19 protein-coding genes are annotated in these 16230 nt (G+C 74.4%); 8 read left to right on the top strand and 11 right to left on the bottom strand.

Features of this window, described 5'->3' with window-relative positions; all coding sequences use genetic code 11:
• Positions 1 to 26: 26 nt before the first annotated feature.
• Genes IEW07_RS03000 through IEW07_RS02990 form a run of 3 tightly spaced genes read right to left on the bottom strand, consistent with a single transcriptional unit; the run spans position 27 to position 2490 of the window.
• Positions 27 to 695, bottom strand: a complete 669-nt coding sequence (locus IEW07_RS03000; RefSeq protein WP_188534352.1) for an ABC transporter permease — start codon at positions 693 to 695, stop codon at positions 27 to 29.
• Positions 692 to 1378: an ABC transporter permease gene (locus tag IEW07_RS02995; RefSeq protein WP_188534351.1), complete on the bottom strand. Its 687-nt coding sequence runs from the start codon at positions 1376 to 1378 to the stop codon at positions 692 to 694. The genes IEW07_RS03000 and IEW07_RS02995 overlap by 4 nt, the downstream gene beginning before the upstream one ends.
• Entirely contained in the window at positions 1375 to 2490 is a 1116-nt protein-coding gene (locus IEW07_RS02990; protein WP_188534350.1) for an ABC transporter ATP-binding protein, read from the bottom strand. The genes IEW07_RS02995 and IEW07_RS02990 overlap by 4 nt, the downstream gene beginning before the upstream one ends.
• Before the next feature lie 116 nt (positions 2491 to 2606).
• On the opposite strand from IEW07_RS02990, the gene IEW07_RS02985 reads away from it, so the two are divergent.
• Both IEW07_RS02985 and IEW07_RS02980 read left to right on the top strand, forming a co-directional pair.
• Positions 2607 to 3134, top strand: coding sequence for a 2'-5' RNA ligase family protein (locus IEW07_RS02985; protein WP_188534349.1), 528 nt, complete (start codon positions 2607 to 2609; stop codon positions 3132 to 3134).
• Positions 3135 to 3255: 121 nt separating this feature from the next.
• The gene (locus IEW07_RS02980) at positions 3256 to 4254 is read left to right on the top strand and encodes a class I SAM-dependent methyltransferase (protein ID WP_188534348.1); all 999 of its coding nucleotides are present in this window, start codon (positions 3256 to 3258) and stop codon (positions 4252 to 4254) included.
• Positions 4255 to 4259: 5 nt separating this feature from the next.
• Here IEW07_RS02980 and IEW07_RS02975 read toward each other — a convergent pair whose 3' ends face one another.
• The 3 genes from IEW07_RS02975 to IEW07_RS02965 all read right to left on the bottom strand — a co-directional run bounded on the left by IEW07_RS02975 (position 4260) and on the right by IEW07_RS02965 (position 7393).
• Positions 4260 to 6131: an ABC transporter ATP-binding protein gene (locus tag IEW07_RS02975; RefSeq protein ID WP_188534347.1), complete on the bottom strand. Its 1872-nt coding sequence runs from the start codon at positions 6129 to 6131 to the stop codon at positions 4260 to 4262.
• A 228-nt stretch (positions 6132 to 6359) separates the two neighbouring features.
• Positions 6360 to 6833 (bottom strand): DoxX family protein, encoded by a 474-nt coding sequence (locus tag IEW07_RS02970; protein WP_188534346.1) that lies wholly within the window; start codon positions 6831 to 6833, stop codon positions 6360 to 6362.
• Positions 6834 to 6907: 74 nt separating this feature from the next.
• Positions 6908 to 7393, bottom strand: a complete 486-nt coding sequence (locus IEW07_RS02965; RefSeq protein WP_188534345.1) for a MarR family winged helix-turn-helix transcriptional regulator — start codon at positions 7391 to 7393, stop codon at positions 6908 to 6910.
• A 101-nt stretch (positions 7394 to 7494) separates the two neighbouring features.
• Between IEW07_RS02965 and IEW07_RS02960 the strand changes: the two genes are divergently transcribed.
• Entirely contained in the window at positions 7495 to 8364 is an 870-nt protein-coding gene (locus IEW07_RS02960) for a dioxygenase family protein (RefSeq protein ID WP_188534344.1), read from the top strand.
• Positions 8365 to 8400: 36 nt separating this feature from the next.
• On the opposite strand, the gene IEW07_RS02955 is transcribed toward IEW07_RS02960, so the two are convergent.
• Positions 8401 to 9651: a CynX/NimT family MFS transporter gene (locus IEW07_RS02955; protein ID WP_229741524.1), complete on the bottom strand. Its 1251-nt coding sequence runs from the start codon at positions 9649 to 9651 to the stop codon at positions 8401 to 8403.
• A gap of 34 nt (positions 9652 to 9685) precedes the next feature.
• Between IEW07_RS02955 and IEW07_RS02950 the strand changes: the two genes are divergently transcribed.
• Positions 9686 to 10321 carry a hypothetical protein gene (locus IEW07_RS02950; RefSeq protein WP_229741523.1) on the top strand — a complete coding sequence of 212 codons (636 nt, stop codon included), beginning with the start codon at positions 9686 to 9688 and terminating at the stop codon, positions 10319 to 10321.
• 16 nt (positions 10322 to 10337) lie between these two features.
• Here the strand turns inward: IEW07_RS02950 and IEW07_RS02945 are convergent, their stop codons facing one another.
• The 3 genes from IEW07_RS02945 to IEW07_RS02935 are packed head-to-tail and all read right to left on the bottom strand — an operon-like array spanning position 10338 to position 11627.
• Entirely contained in the window at positions 10338 to 11009 is a 672-nt protein-coding gene (locus IEW07_RS02945) for an MOSC domain-containing protein (RefSeq protein WP_188534342.1), read from the bottom strand.
• Entirely contained in the window at positions 11006 to 11146 is a 141-nt protein-coding gene (locus tag IEW07_RS02940; protein WP_188534341.1) for a hypothetical protein, read from the bottom strand. Before IEW07_RS02940 ends, IEW07_RS02945 begins: the two co-directional genes overlap by 4 nt.
• A gap of 52 nt (positions 11147 to 11198) precedes the next feature.
• Entirely contained in the window at positions 11199 to 11627 is a 429-nt protein-coding gene (locus IEW07_RS02935; RefSeq protein ID WP_188534340.1) for a hypothetical protein, read from the bottom strand.
• A 142-nt stretch (positions 11628 to 11769) separates the two neighbouring features.
• Between IEW07_RS02935 and IEW07_RS21590 the strand changes: the two genes are divergently transcribed.
• The 4 genes from IEW07_RS21590 (at position 11770) to IEW07_RS02920 (ending at position 15019) form a co-directional block, all read left to right on the top strand.
• Positions 11770 to 11934 carry a hypothetical protein gene (locus tag IEW07_RS21590; protein ID WP_308738211.1) on the top strand — a complete coding sequence of 55 codons (165 nt, stop codon included), beginning with the start codon at positions 11770 to 11772 and terminating at the stop codon, positions 11932 to 11934.
• The gene (locus tag IEW07_RS02930; protein ID WP_308738210.1) at positions 11931 to 12428 is read left to right on the top strand and encodes a Sir2 family NAD-dependent protein deacetylase; all 498 of its coding nucleotides are present in this window, start codon (positions 11931 to 11933) and stop codon (positions 12426 to 12428) included. Before IEW07_RS21590 ends, IEW07_RS02930 begins: the two co-directional genes overlap by 4 nt.
• 119 nt (positions 12429 to 12547) lie before the next feature.
• Complete coding sequence (locus IEW07_RS02925; RefSeq protein ID WP_188534339.1) at positions 12548 to 13375, top strand: aldo/keto reductase; 828 nt, start codon at positions 12548 to 12550, stop codon at positions 13373 to 13375.
• 117 nt (positions 13376 to 13492) lie between these two features.
• Entirely contained in the window at positions 13493 to 15019 is a 1527-nt protein-coding gene (locus IEW07_RS02920; protein ID WP_188534338.1) for a peptide MFS transporter, read from the top strand.
• A 37-nt stretch (positions 15020 to 15056) separates the two neighbouring features.
• Here the strand turns inward: IEW07_RS02920 and IEW07_RS02915 are convergent, their stop codons facing one another.
• Complete coding sequence (locus IEW07_RS02915) at positions 15057 to 16124, bottom strand: nitronate monooxygenase (RefSeq protein WP_188534337.1); 1068 nt, start codon at positions 16122 to 16124, stop codon at positions 15057 to 15059.
• Positions 16125 to 16230: the final 106 nt, after the last annotated feature.

Here is a 16230-nt window from a genome sequence, read left to right as displayed (position 1 = left end):
TGCCGTGGGCAGCGGGGGTCGGGCGGTCAGGGGGCGAGGCGCAGGCCCGGGGACGTGGCCAGCCGCTGGACGAGGGCCAGGACGGCGTCCACGGCGAGGGCGAGCAGCGCCACCAGCACCACGGAGCCGAGCATCCGGGAGTAGTCGCGCACGGCCAGCCCGTCGATGAGGTAGCGGCCGAGGCCGCCCAGGTTGATGTAGGCGACCACGGTCACGGTCGCCACGACCTGCAGGGCGGCGCTGCGGATCCCGCCGAGGATCACGGGCAGGGCGGTGGGCAGCTCCACCCGGGCGAGCACCTGCCCGCCGGTCATCCCCAGGGCGGTGCCCGCGTCCTTCAGCGCCGGGGACACGTTGGCGATCCCCGCGTACGCCCCCGACAGGATCGGGGGCACCGCCAGCAGGACGAGGGCGACGACCGGGGGCATGAGGCCCAGCCCCAGCAGCAGGGTGAAGAGGGTGAGCAGGCCGAGGGTCGGCAGGGCGCGCAGGGCCCCGGCCAGGGCGACGACGACGCCGCTGCCGCGCCCGGTGTGGCCGACCCAGAGGCCCAGCGGGACCGCGACGGCCAGGGCGAGCAGCAGGGTCAGGCCGCTGTAGGCCAGGTGCTCGAGCAGCCGGGTGGGGATGCCGCCGGACCCGGACCAGCTGTCCGGGTCGGCCAGCCAGGCGAGGGCGGAGGCCAGGAGGCTCATGCCGCGGCCCCCCGGCCCAGGGCGAGGAGGCGGGTCGTCACCGACCGGGAGCCGGCCCGCTGCCACGGAGTCAGCACGTGGCCCAGCCCCTGCAGCAGGAGGTCCAGGAGCAGGGCCAGGACCACGGTGAGGGCGATGCCGACGACGATCTCCTCGACGATGGAGCGGCGCAGGCCGTCGGTGAAGAGGGTGCCGAGGGACTGGACGCCGATCACGGCGCCCACGCTCACCATCGAGATGTTGCTGACCGACGCCACGCGCAGGCCCGCCACGAGCACGGGGACGGCGAGCGAGAGCTCGACCGTCAGGAAGCGCCGCAGCGGCCGGTAGCCCATCGCCGTGGAGGCCTGCAGGACACCCCGGTCGACGGCCTCGAACGCGTCCACGGAGGAGCGCAGGAGGATCGCCACCACGTAGAGGGTCAGGGCCACGACCACGTTGGCCACCGATGTGATCTGCGTGCCGAGCAGCAGGGGCAGGACCACGAAGAGGGTCAGGGACGGGATCGTGTAGAGCAGCGAGGAGCCCGTGACGAGCACCGGCCGCAGCACCCGGCTGCGCACCGCGAGGCGGGCCAGCGGGATCGCGACCAGCGCCCCGAGCAGCACCGGGAGGACGGACTGGACCAGGTGCGCGCCGGTGAGCTCCAGGACGTGGGGCCAGTTGGCGGCCGTCCAGGTCACGGTGCCGCCGTTCCCGAGGGCTGCGCCTGGCGCTCCCGCTCGACCGCCGCGACGATCTCCGTCGCGCGCAGCACGCCGACGGCGCGGCCGGCGTCGTCGACGGCGACGGCCAGGCCCGAGGGCGAGGAGAGCGCCGCGTCCAGGGCGCTGCGCAGGGACCCGCCGGGCCGGTGCAGGGTGCCGCCCACCAGGGGCGCGCCGCCGGCGCCGGGCCGCAGCCAGCCGCGCGGGGCGCCGTCGTCGTCGACCTGCAGGACCCAGCCCCCGGCCGGGACGCTCCCGGGGCCCACGACCCCCTCGGCGCCGTCCGGGCGCACGACGGCGACCGGGTGCAGCGGGAGGTCGTGGGCGGGGACGAAGGTCAGGGAGCGGAAGCCGCGGTCGCGGCCCACGAAGTCGGCCACGAAGTCGTCGGCGGGCGCGCGGAGCAGCTCCTCGGGGGTCGCGTACTGGGCGAGCCGGCCGCCCTCGGCGAAGACGGCGACGCGGTTGCCGAGCAGGACCGCCTCGTCGATGTCGTGGGTGACGAAGACGATCGTGCGGTGCAGGCGCTGCTGGAGGTCCAGCAGCTCCCGCTGGAGGTCCTGGCGCACCACGGGGTCCACGGCGGAGAAGGGCTCGTCCATGAGCAGCACCGGCGGATCGGCCGCGAGCGCCCGGGCCACGCCCACGCGCTGCTGCTGGCCGCCGGAGAGCTGCGCGGGGTAGCGCCCGGCCAGCGACGCGTCCAGGCCCACCGTGGCCAGCAGCTCCCGCGCCCGCTCGCGCGCCTGCCGCCGCGGGACGCCGTTGAGCCGGGGGACGGTGGCGATGTTGTCGACGACGGTGCGGTGCGGGAGCAGCCCGGACTGCTGCATGACGTAGCCCATGGAGCGGCGCAGCTCGTGGGCCGGGACGGAGGTGACGTCGCGGCCCTCGACGGTGACGGTGCCGGAGGTCGGCTCGACCATCCGGTTGATCATGCGCAGGGAGGTGGTCTTGCCGCACCCGGAGGGCCCCACGAACACCGTGAGGGACCCGCGCGGGATCTCCAGGTCGAGGGCCTCGACGGCGGTCGTCCCGTCGGGGTACGTCTTGCCGGCGCCCTCGAATCGGATGGCGATGTCGGTCATGGAGGTCCTCCCGTAGCCGTGCGGCCAGTATAGGCAGGGGGTCGGCGGGGACCGTCAGCCTCCTGTCCGTACAATCCCAGCAGGAGCCCGCAGGGATCTCGGGGAGGAGGTGGGCCGTGCACAGCCTCGAGCTGCTGCTCGACGACGACGCGGACGCCAGCGTGCGCGCCGACTGGGACCGGCTGGTCGAGGCCGGGCTGCCGAGCTCGGGCCGGCACCGCTCCCCCTCCAACGCGCCCCACATCACCCTGGTGGCCGCCCCCGCCCTGGACCCCGCGACCGTGCCGGGGATCGACGACCGCGTGGCCGGGGCCGCCGGGTTCGTCGACCTGCCCCTGGTCAGCGCCGGGGTGCTGCTGTTCGGCCCGCGCCGCGGCACCTACGTGCTGGTCCGCCAGGTGATCCTGACGCCCGAGCTGCTGGAGCTGCACCGCCGGGTCTGCGCCGCGGCGGGACCCGCGCCGGGCCAGATCCGCACCTCCCTGCCCGGCTCCTGGACCCCGCACATCACGCTCGCCCGCCGGCTGAGCGCCCTGCAGGTCGCCGCGGCCCTGCAGGTGATCCAGCCCCCGCCGGAGCCGCTGCGCGCCGTGGGCCTGCGCCGCTGGGACTCCGACACCCGCACGGTGGTGCGGCTGGCCTGACCGTCCTGCGGGCATCCGGCGGGCCCTCCTGCCGGACCTCTCCTGCGGGAGGGCCCTGCGTGGAATTCCTCCGCGCCGGATCGCGTTGTGGAGCGCACCCGAGGGGCGGAGGAGGACTGCCATGACGACGGCCCGGGCAGCAGCGGCCGGAGCGGCCTTCCGCCTCGTCCAGGCGGGCCTGGTCCCGGCCGCGGCCCTCGCCTACCCCGTCTTCGTCGTCCGGTTCCTCCGGTCCTCGCGCCGCCGCGGGACCTCGGCCACCGCCTCGGCGTCCCTGTACACCCGTTACATGCAGCACCGGCTGGGCACGCGGCGGGACGACCTCGCCGCGCAGCTGCTCCTGCGGATGCCCGGCGTCTCCCGGGCGGCCCTGGCCGTCCTGACGGCCCCCACCCTGGTGGCGCACCGGCTCACCGGGCACGTGCCGGCGGTCTACCGGTACCCCTACGAGGGGGTGCCCCCGCTGAGGCACCAGAGCGCGGCGCGGACCACCTTCTACGACGCCGCCCTCGCCCGACACCTCGACGGCACGGAGCAGCTGGTGGTCCTCGGCGCGGGGTTCGACACCCGCGCCGACCGGCTCCCGCCGGGGGCCGCCGTGCGGTGCTTCGAGCTGGACGGGCCGAGGACCCAGGACCTCAAGCTCGCCCTGCTCCGCGCGTCCGGGGCGGCCCCCGACGCCGTCGTCCACGTTCCCGTCGACTTCCTCGCCGAGGACTGGTGGGAGCGGCTGCTCGCGGCGGGCTTCGACCCCGGCCGGCGCAGCTTCTTCCTCTGGGAGGCCGTGACCATGTACCTGGACCGGGAGGCGGTCGAGGCCACGCTGCGCCGGATCGCCGGCACCGCGGAGGGCAGCGCCGTGGCCTTCGACTTCTTCTCGGCCGAGGTCGTCGGGTCCTCGTCCCTGTTCATGCGCTACGCCCGCGCGGCCACCGCCTTCACCGGCGAGCCCCTGCGCTTCGGCCTCGACACCTCGCCCCCGGCCCGGCAGAGGGTCGCCGGGTTCCTCGAGGGACTCGGGCTGGGGCTGGAGGAGTACCGCGCCTTCGGCCCGGGCACGGCCGGGCGGCCGGACGCGGCGGGCTTCGCCGTCGCCGTCGTGGCACGGCCCGGCGGCTGAGGGGCTCAGGCCTCCTGGTCCGCGAACTGCGTCTCGTAGAGCTCCGCGTAGCGCCCGCCGGCGGCGAGCAGCTCCGGGTGCGCGCCGCGCTCCACGATCCGGCCGTCCTCGACCACCAGGATCTGGTCCGCGGACCGGATCGTGGAGAGCCGGTGGGCGATCACCAGGGCGGTGCGCCCCGCCATGGCCTCGCCCAGCGCGGCCTGGACGTGGGCCTCGTTGGTCGAGTCCAGCGCCGAGGTGGCCTCGTCGAGGATCACGACCTGCGGGGCCGCCAGCAGCAGCCGGGCGATGGTCAGGCGCTGGCGCTCGCCGCCCGAGAGCCGGTAGCCGCGCTCCCCCACCACGGTGTCCAGCCCGTCGGACAGCGCCTGGATCACGTGCCGCATCCGGGCCCGGGTCAGGGCGTCCCACAGCTGCTCGTCCGTGGCGTCCGGCTTCACCAGCGTCAGGTTGTCCCGGATGGACTCGTGGAAGAGGTGCCCGTCCTGGGTGACCATCCCGATGGTCTCGCGCAGGGAGGCGAAGGTCGTGTCCCGGACGTCCGTCCCGCCGATCCGGACCGCGCCGGAGGTGACGTCGTAGAGCCGGGCCACCAGCTGGGCGATGGTCGACTTGCCCGCGCCCGAGGACCCCACCAGGGCCACGGTCCGGCCGGGCAGCACCGTGAAGCTGATGCCGTGCAGCACCTCCTCGCCGCCGCGGGAGTCGAGCACCGCGACGTCCTCGAGCGAGGCCAGCGAGACCTGCTCCGCGGAGGGGTAGGCGAAGCGCACGTCGTCGAACTCCACGGCGGCGGGCCCGGAGGGGATCGGCCGGGCGTCGGGCTTCTCCTGGATCAGCGGGACGAGATCGAGGATCTCGAAGACCCGCTCGAAGCTCACCACGGCGCTCATGATGTCCATCCGGGCGTTCGCCAGCATGGTCAGCGGGGAGTAGAGGCGGGTGAGGAGCAGGGCGAGGGTCACGACGTCGCCGGCGTCCAGGTTGCCCAGGATCGCCTGTGCGCCGCCCAGCCCGTAGACCAGCGCCAGGGCGAGCGCGGAGACGAGGGTCAGCGCCGTGACGAAGGTGGTCTGCAGCATGGCCACGCGCACCCCGATGTCCCGGACCCGGCCGGCGCGGCGGGCGAACTCGGCGGCCTCCGCCTCGGGGCGGCCGAAGAGCTTGACCAGCGTGGCCCCGCCGGCGGAGAACCGCTCGGTCATCTGGGTGGACATGGACGCGTTGTGCTGGGCCGCCTCGCGCTGCAGGGCGGCGAGCCGCCCGCCCATCGCACGGGCCGGCACCAGGAAGATCGGCAGCAGCAGCACGGACAGCGCGGTGACCTGCCACGAGATGGACACCATGACGACCACGGTCAGGAGCAGGGAGACCACGTTGCTGACCACGCCGGAGAGCGTGTTGGAGAAGGCCCGCTGGGCGCCGATGACGTCGTTGTTGAGCCGGGAGACGAGCGCCCCCGTGCGGGTGCGGGTGAAGAAGGCGATCGGCATCCGCTGCACGTGGTCGTAGACGGCGGTGCGCAGGTCGAGGATGAGCCCCTCCCCGATCTGCGAGGACAGCCACCGGTTGAGGACGTTCAGCCCCGCGTCCACGACCGCCACCGCGGCGATGGCCACGGCGAGCCAGACCACCACGGAGACCTCGTCCCCGGCGGTGATGGCGTTGACCACGTCCCCGGCCAGGACGGGGGTGACCACGCCCAGGAGGGCCGTCAGCACCGAGATCACGAGGAACACGGTCAGCTTCGACCGGTGCGGGGTGGCGAAGGAGACGATGCGCCGGATCGTGTCCCGGGAGAGCCGGCGGTCCTTGACCTCCTGGCCCTGGACCGTGCGCCACATGACCATGTGCGGCGAGTTCTGCATGCTCATCCGGCTGCCCCGATCTGCGGGGATCACCCGCGTTCGACCCGGCACGGCACCGTCGTCGCGGGCGCCGCGCCCGGTCGATCTTACGCCCCCGCACGGACACCCGCCCGCAGGGCCGTGCGCGCCCCCGGGGACCTCACGACGACGACGAACCCCCGTCTCCGGATCGGTCTCCGGAAGCGGGGGTTCGTCGGTGCCACAGATCCCGCGGGACCCGTGCGGACGGAGGGGTCAGGCGCGGGCGGCGCGCTTGCGGGCGACGACGCTGTCCAGCGACCACCGGCCGGGGCCGGCCAGGACGAAGTAGGCGGCGGCGGCGGCGAGCAGCAGCACGAGCTCGACCCCGCCGTCGGCGACGAAGAAGCCGGCGGACACGTGCACGAGCACGAGGGCGCCGAGCATGACGAGGGCGGCGAGGGCCGCGGCCACGCGGGTGCCCAGGCCGAGGATCAGCAGGAGGCCGCCCACGAGCTCGATGACGGCGGCAGCCGGGGCGGCGACCTCCGCCAGCGGCACGCCCATCTGGGCGAAGGCGGCCTGGGTGCCGGCGACGGTCCACTCGGTGAACTTCTGCCAGCCGTGGAGCAGGAAGGTGACGCCCAGGACGACGCGCAGGAGCGTCGTGCCGAGGGTGGCGGCGGGGAACTCGGAGTCGGAGTTGCGAGGGGCGGTGGAGGTGCGCTCGGGCGCCGTCGTTGTGGACATGTCACTACCCTACCCCACCAGTACTTTCCACCGCAACATTTACGTTGGAATGCACCCTGCCGCCCCGCCCGACCTCACATACCCGAGGCCGCGACGCCCATGACGCCGGGGCCGGCGGTGTCGTCCACGACCCGGCCGATCAGGGCGAGCTGGCGCACCTGCTCCGGGGTGAGCCGGTCGAAGACGGTGCGCCGCACGTGCTCCACGTGGCCCGGGGCCACCTCCCGGACCTTCTCCAGGCCGCGGTCGGTGATCTCCGCGAGCACCACGCGCTTGTCCTTGTCGTCGCCGGTGCGCACCACCAGCCCGTCCCGCTCGAGGCGGGCCACGATCCGGGAGAGCCGGGACTGCGAGGTGTTGGTGACGGTCGCGAGCTCGGACATGCGGCGGCGCCGGTCGGTCGCCTCCGAGAGCATGGCGAGCACCAGGTACTCGGCCAGGCTCAGGTCCGCCTCGGTCTGCAGCTGCGACTCGATGCTGCCGGGCAGGGTGAACATGATGGAGACGAGGGCCAGCCAGGCCTCACGCTCCTCGGGGGACAGCCATCGGGTCTCGGTCATGGGGACGAGTCTACGAGCCGCTTCTTGACGCATCAACTAAATGCTCCTAATCTATTTTCCAGAGAAAGTTTATACCCCGGACTCCAGGAACGAGGACCGTCATGCGCGCTCCGCAGGCGATGTACGCCGACGACAAGCACAACCTCACCGCCGTCCCCCACAGCTCCGCCCAGCGCCGCTGGCGGGCGGGCGACCCGCCCATGCCCTCGATCTACATGGGCCACGGCTTCCCCGGTCTGCTCGACGACGAGCTGTGGATGAGCGAGCTGTTCGAGTGGGCGGTCTCGATGCCCAAGCCGGCCGGCATCGTGGTGGTCTCGGCGCACTGGGAGCAGGCGCCCACGATGATCACCGCCCCCGCCGCGAGCACCCCGCTGGTCTACGACTTCGGCGGCTTCCACCGGCGCTTCTACGAGATGACGTACGCGAGCCCGGACGCCACCGCGCTGGGGCTGCGGATCGCCGCGATGATGCCCGACGACGAGCCGCTCCACCAGCACCCCGCCCGCGGCCTGGACCACGGCGCCTGGGTCCCGCTCAAGGCGATGTACCCGCTGGCCGACGTCCCGGTCCTGCAGGTCTCCATGCCGACCCACGACCCGGCCCGCCTGATGGACCTCGGCCGGCGGCTGCGGGAGCTGCGCCACGAGGGCGTCCTGGTGGTCGGCTCCGGCTTCATGACCCACGGCCGGCCCGCCCGCCAGCTCATGATGGCCGACGACGGCACCGCCGAGGCCTGGTCCTCCGACTTCGACACGTGGGCCAAGGAGATGCTGGCCGCGGGCGACGTCGAGGCCCTCGCGAACTTCCGCGGCACCGCTCCCGGCATGCCCCACGCCCACCCGACCGTGGAGCACTTCACCCCGCTGTTCGTCACCCTCGGCGCGGCAGCCGACCCCGAGGGCGGGGTCCGCACGCGCATCGAGGGCTACAAGATCGGGCTGTCGAAGCGCTCCTTCGAGATGGCCTGAGCCCTCCGCCCGGGCCCGCCCCTCCCTGCCTCGCGCTCAGGGGCGCGGGCGGGCCGGCACCAGCACGCCGCGGCCCGCGAAGAGGACCGCGACGCCCTGGAGCAGGAGCACCGCGAGCGTCGCGAGCAGGGGGACGGTCCAGCCGCCCGTGGCGTCCCGCAGGGCGCCGACGAGCAGCGGGCCGGCCGCCGCGAACAGGTAGCCGATGCTCTGCGCCATCGAGGACAGCCCCGCGGCCTCGTGGTGGTTCGCGGTGCGCAGCCCGAACAGGGCCATCGCGATCACGATCGCGCCCCCCGAGCAGAAGCCGGCCATCAGCGCCCACAGCAGCGACAGCTGCGGCGCCAGCAGCAGCCCGAGCACCGCGACCACGCCCACCGCGGTGATCCCGGCCCCGAGCCGCCGCTGGTCCCGCGTCCGCGGCAGCAGCGAGGCGGCGGTGAGGGTGCCGACCAGGGCGAGGGCCAGGAACCCGAAGTGGTACCACCCCGCCCGGACCTCACCGGCGCCGTTGCCCACCTGGATGGCCGGGAGCCAGGCGACCATCACGTAGAAGAAGGTCGACTGCAGCCCCATGTAGGCGGTGACCTGCCAGGCCGTGGCCGACCACAGCGGCAGGCGCGCGCGCTCGGCGGCGGGCACGGGTCCCGCAGCGGCCGCGCGGGCCCGCCGGGTGGGCAGCAGGTACGGCAGGAACAGGGCGACCCCGATCAGCGCGACCCCGGCGCCCAGCCCCAGCGCCAGACGCCACCCGGACGGGACGACGTCGGCGACCGGCACCACCAGCCCCGAGGCCAGCGCCGCGGTGATCGAGGAGACCGCCTGGTAGAGCCCGGTCATGGGACCGATCCGGCGGGGGTGGTCGCGCTTGACGACGGAGGGGATGAGCACGTTCATCAGGGCGATGGCCGCGCCCACGCCCAGCGTGCCGAGCCACAGCATCGCGGCGCCGGGGACCGAGCGGACCACGATCCCCAGGGCCAGCAGCAGCAGGGCCCAGCCGAGGGTGCGCTCCAGCCCGAAGCGCTCGGCCAGCCGCGGGGCGAACGGGGAGACCACGGCGAACGCGAGCAGGGGAAGGCACACCAGCAGCGACGCCTCGGCGCCGGACAGGCCGGCCTCCGCCTGGATCCGGCCCAGCACGGGGCCCACGGCGGTGATCGCGGAGCGGAGGTTCGCGCCCAGCAGCAGGACGCCGACGAGCAGCAGGCTCCACCGGTTGCGGCGGCGGGCGCTCTCGGCAGCGGTGCCGGCCGGGGCCGCGGTCGGTTCGTCTCGTCGGTGCACCCGTCCACCATAGGGCGCGGCCATAATGGGAGCCATGGATTCCCTCGGCACCTGGCCCCGGCCCCTCCCCTCGGACGACCGCGGCTTCGACGTCCAGGTCATGAAGCGGCTGCGCACGGGCGGCGACCCGGCCGACCGCCCCTCCCGGGGCGAGCGGCTCGGCACCTCGCTGCTCGTCGTGGTCCCCCTCGTCTCGGCGCTCGCCGTGGTGCTCCTGTGGCAGCAGTGGGCGGGCTCCGGCTCGGCGCTGTTCCTGGTCCTGATCGTCGTGGTGCTCGTGGTCGCCGCCCTGTGGTGGGTCCGCCGGCTCCGGCGCGCGTTCGCGGGCGCCCAGGGACGGCTGGGCGCCCGGCTGGCGAACGTGGTGGACCACGGGGTCGGCGTGGTCAAGGACGTCGCCCTGGAGCCCCTCTCGGGGGACGCCTCCGGGGAGGGCGAGGACGACCGCGTGCGCGCCCGGCTGGAGCTGTCCGTGAACCCGGTCCGCGGCACCCGCTTCGGCGCCGTCGTGGAGGCCGTGTACGCCGCCGGCGACGCCGCGCGGCTCGAGGTCGGCTCGCACGGGCCGGTCCGCTTCCTGCGCGACGACCCGGCGGGCACCACCGTGATCGACACGCGGCTGTCCGAGACGGAGGTCCAGCAGGTCTACCGGGCGGTCGCCCTGAACTGAGCCGCGCCGGCCGGGCTCAGCGGCCGGCGGAGCGCGCCAGCTCCTTCTCGGCCAGCTGCCGCAGCTGGTCCCGCAGGTCCTCGCCCGCGGCGAGCAGCTCGGGCAGGCGCTCCCGCTCGGTGGTCTGCGCGCGGAAGGCGTCGACCACCCGCACTCCGTGCGGGGCCCGGTGCACCAGTTCGACAGGGTCCCCGGCCCGTACGGTGCCCGGCTCCAGGACCTTGAGGTAGGCGCCGGTCCGGCCGCGCTCGGTGAACCGGCGCAACCACCCGCGCACCTCCATGGCCGCTCGGAACGTGCCGCAGGGGATGCGCGCGTCCGTCACCTGCAGCAGCACGTCGCCGACCCGCCAGCGGTCGCCGAGCCGGGCGTCGTCGACCTCGAAGCCCGAGAGGGTGAGATTCTCCCCGAAGGCCCCGTCCGGGATCTCCCGGCCGATCTCCCGCTCCCAGAAGTCGAGCTCCTCACGCGCGAAGGCGTAGACCGCCTGGTCGGTGCCCCCGTGGTACTTGCTGTTGCCGATGAAGTCGCCGGCCACCCCCGACCCCAGGCCGCCGCGGCGCGGCCCCGGGTCGCGCAGCTCCACGGGTCCCTCCACGGGCTGCTTCCGGATGCCCGTGGGCAGGGCGGGCCTGGCCGGGTTCGGCTCGGCGCGGCCGGTGTTGACGCTCTCCACGCGGGCGGTCATGGTGCGGTGTCCCCCTCGGGGTCGGGAACCCGCTCGACGGGGTCCTCCAGCTCGTTGTGGTGCGTCGGAGAATACACGGCCGAGCCGATGGGGCAGCCGGACCGGGCGGTCGCCGCGGTGCCCACGGCGGACGTCACGAGCTGGAGCGCCACCGCCGCCGCAGGGCCCGAGGACGTCCCCGGGGGCGGATCAGCGCCGGGCGCCCAGGGCGCTCGAGCCGGCGGCGGGCACGACCGAGGTGGCGGCCGTCTCGGCCTCCGGCTCGACGGCCCGGGACCGGGCCGGACGCCCGCCCGCGGCCGGCTGCGCGGGACGCTCCTCGTCGAGGTCCTGGCCGGCCTCCTCGGGTCCGTCCTCATGGCCGTCCTCGGCGGACTGCCCCGCACGCGGCCGGCGCACGGGAAGGGACGGGCGGCGGCGCGCGGTCGTCCGGGGCGCGCGCGGGGAGTCGTGGATCTCGGTCACGGAGACGGCCGTCGCGTTGAGGCCCAGGCCCAGGAGGACGAACAGCCACGCCGCGACGGGGTACCACGCCAGGGCGAAGACCACTCCGAGCACGACGAGGGCGACGGAGGTCAGGTAGGCGGGCGTCAGGACGCGCTGGACGTTGAACTTCATGATCTCTATTTGACCACGCGGGCGCGCCGATCGACCAACGCGCTCCGGGCCTTCCCGGCGGGTTCCCAGGGGACTCCGTGCCCTCCCGTGCCGGGGCCGAGGGACGTTCCGGCGGCGGACCGTCACGTATACCGTGAACGGCATGGAAGACCTGCCTCGCGACCTGCTCGAGCTGGCCCGGACCGCCCGCACGGTGACTGTGCTCTCCGGCGCGGGGATCTCCGCGGAGAGCGGCGTGCCCACCTTCCGGGACGCCGGCACCGGGCGCTGGCGCGGTGGTCCGGCTCCGCCCGGGTGCACGTGGTGACCCAGAACGTGGACGACCTGCACGAGCGGGCCGGCTCCGAGGTCCTCGCCCACCTGCACGGGAGCCTCTTCGCGTTCCGCTGCTCGGCGTGCGGGACGCCCTGCCCGGAGCAGCTGGTGGCCGGGCTCCACCTGGACCGGCCCGTCTCCCTCGACGACGAGCCCGCGCCGGAGCCGCCGCCCGCCTGTCCGGCCTGCGGCGGTCCCGTGCGCCCGGGCGTCGTCCGGTTCGGGGAGGAGCTGCCGGCGGGAGCCCTCGACCGGGCCGCGGACGCCGTGGCGGCGGCCGACCTCGTGCTCGTGGTGGGCACCTCCGGCCTCGTCCAGCCGGCGGCGTCCCTGCCGCTGCTCGCCGCCGGCCGCGGCGTCCCCGTCGTCGAGGTCAATCCCGAGGACACCGCGCTCACCCCGCACGCCACCTGGGCCGTGCGCGCGACCTCGGCGCAGGCGCTGCCCCGTATCGTGCCGGACGGGCGCGGGACCCCGTCCCGCTGAGAGCGGAATGCGCGGGATCCTCCTTGTCCCGCTCCGGCCGCAGACCCAGACTGGGCGACGGACTCCGGCCCCGGGACGATGCCCAGGGCCCCGTTGACACCTCACGAAAGGCACGGTCCATGACGCAGTCCCCCACCCTCACCCTCCACGACGGCAGCACCATCCCCCAGCTCGGCTACGGGGTGTGGCAGGTCGACTCCGACATCGCCGAGGACCTCGTGGGCAGGGCACTCCAGGTCGGCTACCGCCACATCGACACCGCCAGGATCTACGGCAACGAGGAGGGCGTGGGCCGCGCGATCGCGAACAGCGGCCTCGCCCGTGAGGACGTCTTCGTCACCACCAAGCTGTGGAACGACGACCACGGCCACGACTCCGCGCTGAAGGCCGTCGACGCGTCCCTCCAGCGGCTGGGCCTCGACCACGTGGACCTCTACCTCATCCACTGGCCCACGCCGCGGCGCGGCAAGTACCTGGAGACCTGGAAGGCCTTCCAGGAGATCCGCGACAGCGGCAGGGCCCGCTCGATCGGCGTCTCCAACTTCCCGCAGGAGCACCTGCAGGAGATCATCGACGCGACCGGTGTGGTCCCCGTGGTGAACCAGGTGGAGCTGCACCCCTACTTCAACCAGTCGGCGCTGCGGGAGTTCAACGCCTCCCACGGCATCCTCACGGAGGCGTGGTCCCCGCTGGGCCAGGGCGGGGAGCTGCTGCAGGACCCCACGATCTGCGAGATCGCGGCCAAGCACGGCGCCACCCCGGGGCAGGTCGTCATCGCCTGGCACCTGGCGCTGGGCAACGTGGTCTTCCCGAAGACCGTCACGCCCGAGCGGATCCAGGAGAACTGGGACGCCCTGGACGTGCGGCTGGACGCCGAGGACGTCGAGGCGATCAGCGGCCTCGACAAGGGCGGGCGGATCGGCCCGGACCCGGTCGACTTCAACTGAGCCGGGGAGCCACCTCCTGGAACCCGTGCGGCCACGGCGGGATCCCGCCGTGGCCGCACGGATCCTCCACGGGCGCCGATTGGTGCGATACCGGCCGGTAGGTGAACCATGGAGGCCATGACCTCCGACAGCACCCGCGCGCCGGGCGGCGCCACCAGCGCCCTCGATCCGCGCGACCCCTCCGACAGCACCGCCGGGACGGACCCGCGCAACCCCTCCGGCAGGACCTTCCTCGGCCAGCCCCGCATGCTGGCGAACCTGTTCAGCGTGGAGACGTGGGAGCGCTTCTCCTTCTACGGCATGCAGGGCATCGTCCTGCTCTACATGTACTTCGCCACGACCGACGGCGGGCTGGGGATCGACCGGTCCACCGCCGCCGGCATCGTGGGCGCCTACGGCGGCGCCGTCTACCTCTTCGCCATCGTGGGCGGCTGGGTGGCCGACCGCCTCCTGGGCTCCGAGCGCACGATGTTCCTCAGCGGCGTGCTCATCATGGTCGGCCACGTCTGCCTGGCCCTCCTGCCGGGCGTCGCCGGCCTGGCCGCGGGCCTCGTGCTCATCGCGATCGGCTCCGGCGGGCTCAAGGCCACGATCACCAACCTGGTGGGCTCCCTCTACGAGCGCCGGGACCCCCGCCGGGACGCCGGCTTCTCGATCTTCTACATGGGCGTCAACATCGGCGGGCTCCTCGGCCCGCTGCTCACCGGCTGGGCCCAGCAGGCGTGGGGCTTCCACCTCGGCTTCGGGCTCGCCGCGATCGGCATGGCCCTCGGCCTGGCCCAGTACGCGCTCAGCCGCAGGAACCTCCCGGCCGAGGTCCACCACGTGCCCGATCCCCTGCCGCGCGAGCAGTACGGCCGGTGGATCGGCGTCGCCGTGGCGGCAGTGGCCGTCGTCTTCGTGGCCGTCCTCACCGGCCTGCTGACCGCGGGCAACCTCGCGAACGTCATCGTCGTCGTCACCGTGGTGGCCGCCGTGGCCCTGTTCGCGGTCCTGCTCACCAGCCGGAAGGTCGACGACGACGAGCGCTCCCGCGTGCGGTCGTTCATCCCGATGTTCATCGGCTCGGCGGCGTTCTTCGCGCTGTTCCAGCAGCAGTTCACCGTGGTCACCATCTACTCGGACACCCGGCTGGACCGCGCCCTCGGCGGCTGGACGATGCCGATCTCGTGGGTGCAGTCCTTCAACCCGCTCTTCATCATCCTGCTGGCCCCCGTGTTCGCCGCCCTGTGGACCCGCCTGGGCGCCCGGCAGCCGGCGACCCCCGTGAAGTTCGGCCTCGGCATCATGCTCATGGGCTCGGCGTTCCTGGTCTTCCTGCCCATGGTCGGCGTGGCCTCCGTGCCCGTCCTGTGGATCGCCACGATCCTGCTGGTGGCCACCCTCGGCGAGCTGATGGTCTCCCCGGTCGGCCTCTCCCTCTCGACCAAGCTCGCCCCGCGGGCCTACCCGGTGCTGATGGTCGCGCTCAACTACCTCTCGGTGGCGCTCGGCACGGCCCTGTCCGGCTCGCTCGCGGTGTTCTACACCGAGCAGGACGAGGGCTCCTACTTCGGCGTGCTCGGCGCGGTGACCATCGCCGTCGGCGTGGTCCTCCTGCTGCTCTCGCGGCCGATCACCAGGCTGATGCGCGGCATCCGCTGACACCCCGCCCGGTCCCCCTCCCCGGAGGGGGGCCGCGTCAGTTCAGGACGATCCGCCGCACGACCTCGGCCGCCGGCACCGCCGGCGCCGCAGCGAAGGAGGGGCTCGCCCACAGGGCCAGCCCCTCCGCGTCCCCGGCCCGCGCGGCAGCGGCACGGATCGGCCGCGTCAGCTGGTTGACCTGCGGATATGCCGCAGGAGCCAGATTCGTGTAGCGGTCGATGAAACCGTTGCGCACGCCCCGGGCGAGCCGCCCGGAGAAGGCCCGCGTCACCGCCGTCCCGGTGTAGCGCCCCGAGACGAGCGCCTCGCGGTACGCCTCCGGGGTCCCGGCCTCGGGGGTGCGCAGCAGCAGGGTGCCGACCTGGACGGCGTCGGCGCCCGCGGCCCGGACTGCGGCAGCGTCGGCGGCGGAGGCGATCCCGCCGGCGGCCACGAGGGGAACGCCCACGGCGGCCCGGACGGCGCCGACCAGCTCGGCCAGGGGCTCCTCCCCCGGCACTCCCTCGGTCCGATGCGTCCCCCGGTGCCCGCCCGCGGCCGGTCCCTGGACCGTCAGCAGGTCCGCGCCGGCCTGCACGGACGCCTCCGCCTCCGCGACCGACGTCACGGTGACGCAGGTCGTGATGCCGGCCTCCGCGAGCCGGCGGAACGTCGTGGTCGCCGGCAGCCCGAATGTGAAGGACACCACCGGCACCCGCAGCTCCTCGACGGCGTCGAGCTTGGCCGCCCAGCCGTCGTCGTCGGCCGGGTCCGTGGCCGGCAGCTCCACGCCGTAGCGGCGCGCCGTCTCCTGCAGGGCGTCCCGGTACGCGGCCACGGACAGGTGCACGGCCGGGTCCGGAGCGGTCGCAGGGGCGGCGGTGTTCGCGGCCTGCGGCACGAAGAGGTTCACCCCGAACGGGCCGCCGGTCAACGCCCGGACCGCTGCGACATCCTCCCGGAGCCCGTCCACGGGGCGGTAGCCGGCGGCCAGGAAGCCGAGACCGCCCGCCCCGGTCACTGCCGCGGCCAGCGCGGGCGAGGACGGTCCCCCGGCCATCGGGGCGCCCACGAAGGGCACGGCCAGATCGGTCAGGTCGAAGCGGGGCGGCGGAGTCGTCATGCGCCCCACAGTAGGGGAGGCGCGTCCGCCCGTCGCCCTGCGCGGCGCCGGAACCTTGGCATAGGCTGGGAGCCACGTCACCGTCCACCCGCGGCGGGTCCGCCCG

The organism is Kocuria dechangensis (assembly GCF_014636775.1).
Taxonomy (GTDB): Bacteria; Actinomycetota; Actinomycetes; order Actinomycetales; family Micrococcaceae; genus Kocuria; species Kocuria dechangensis.
This window is presented reverse-complemented; position numbering and strand designations above follow the sequence as displayed.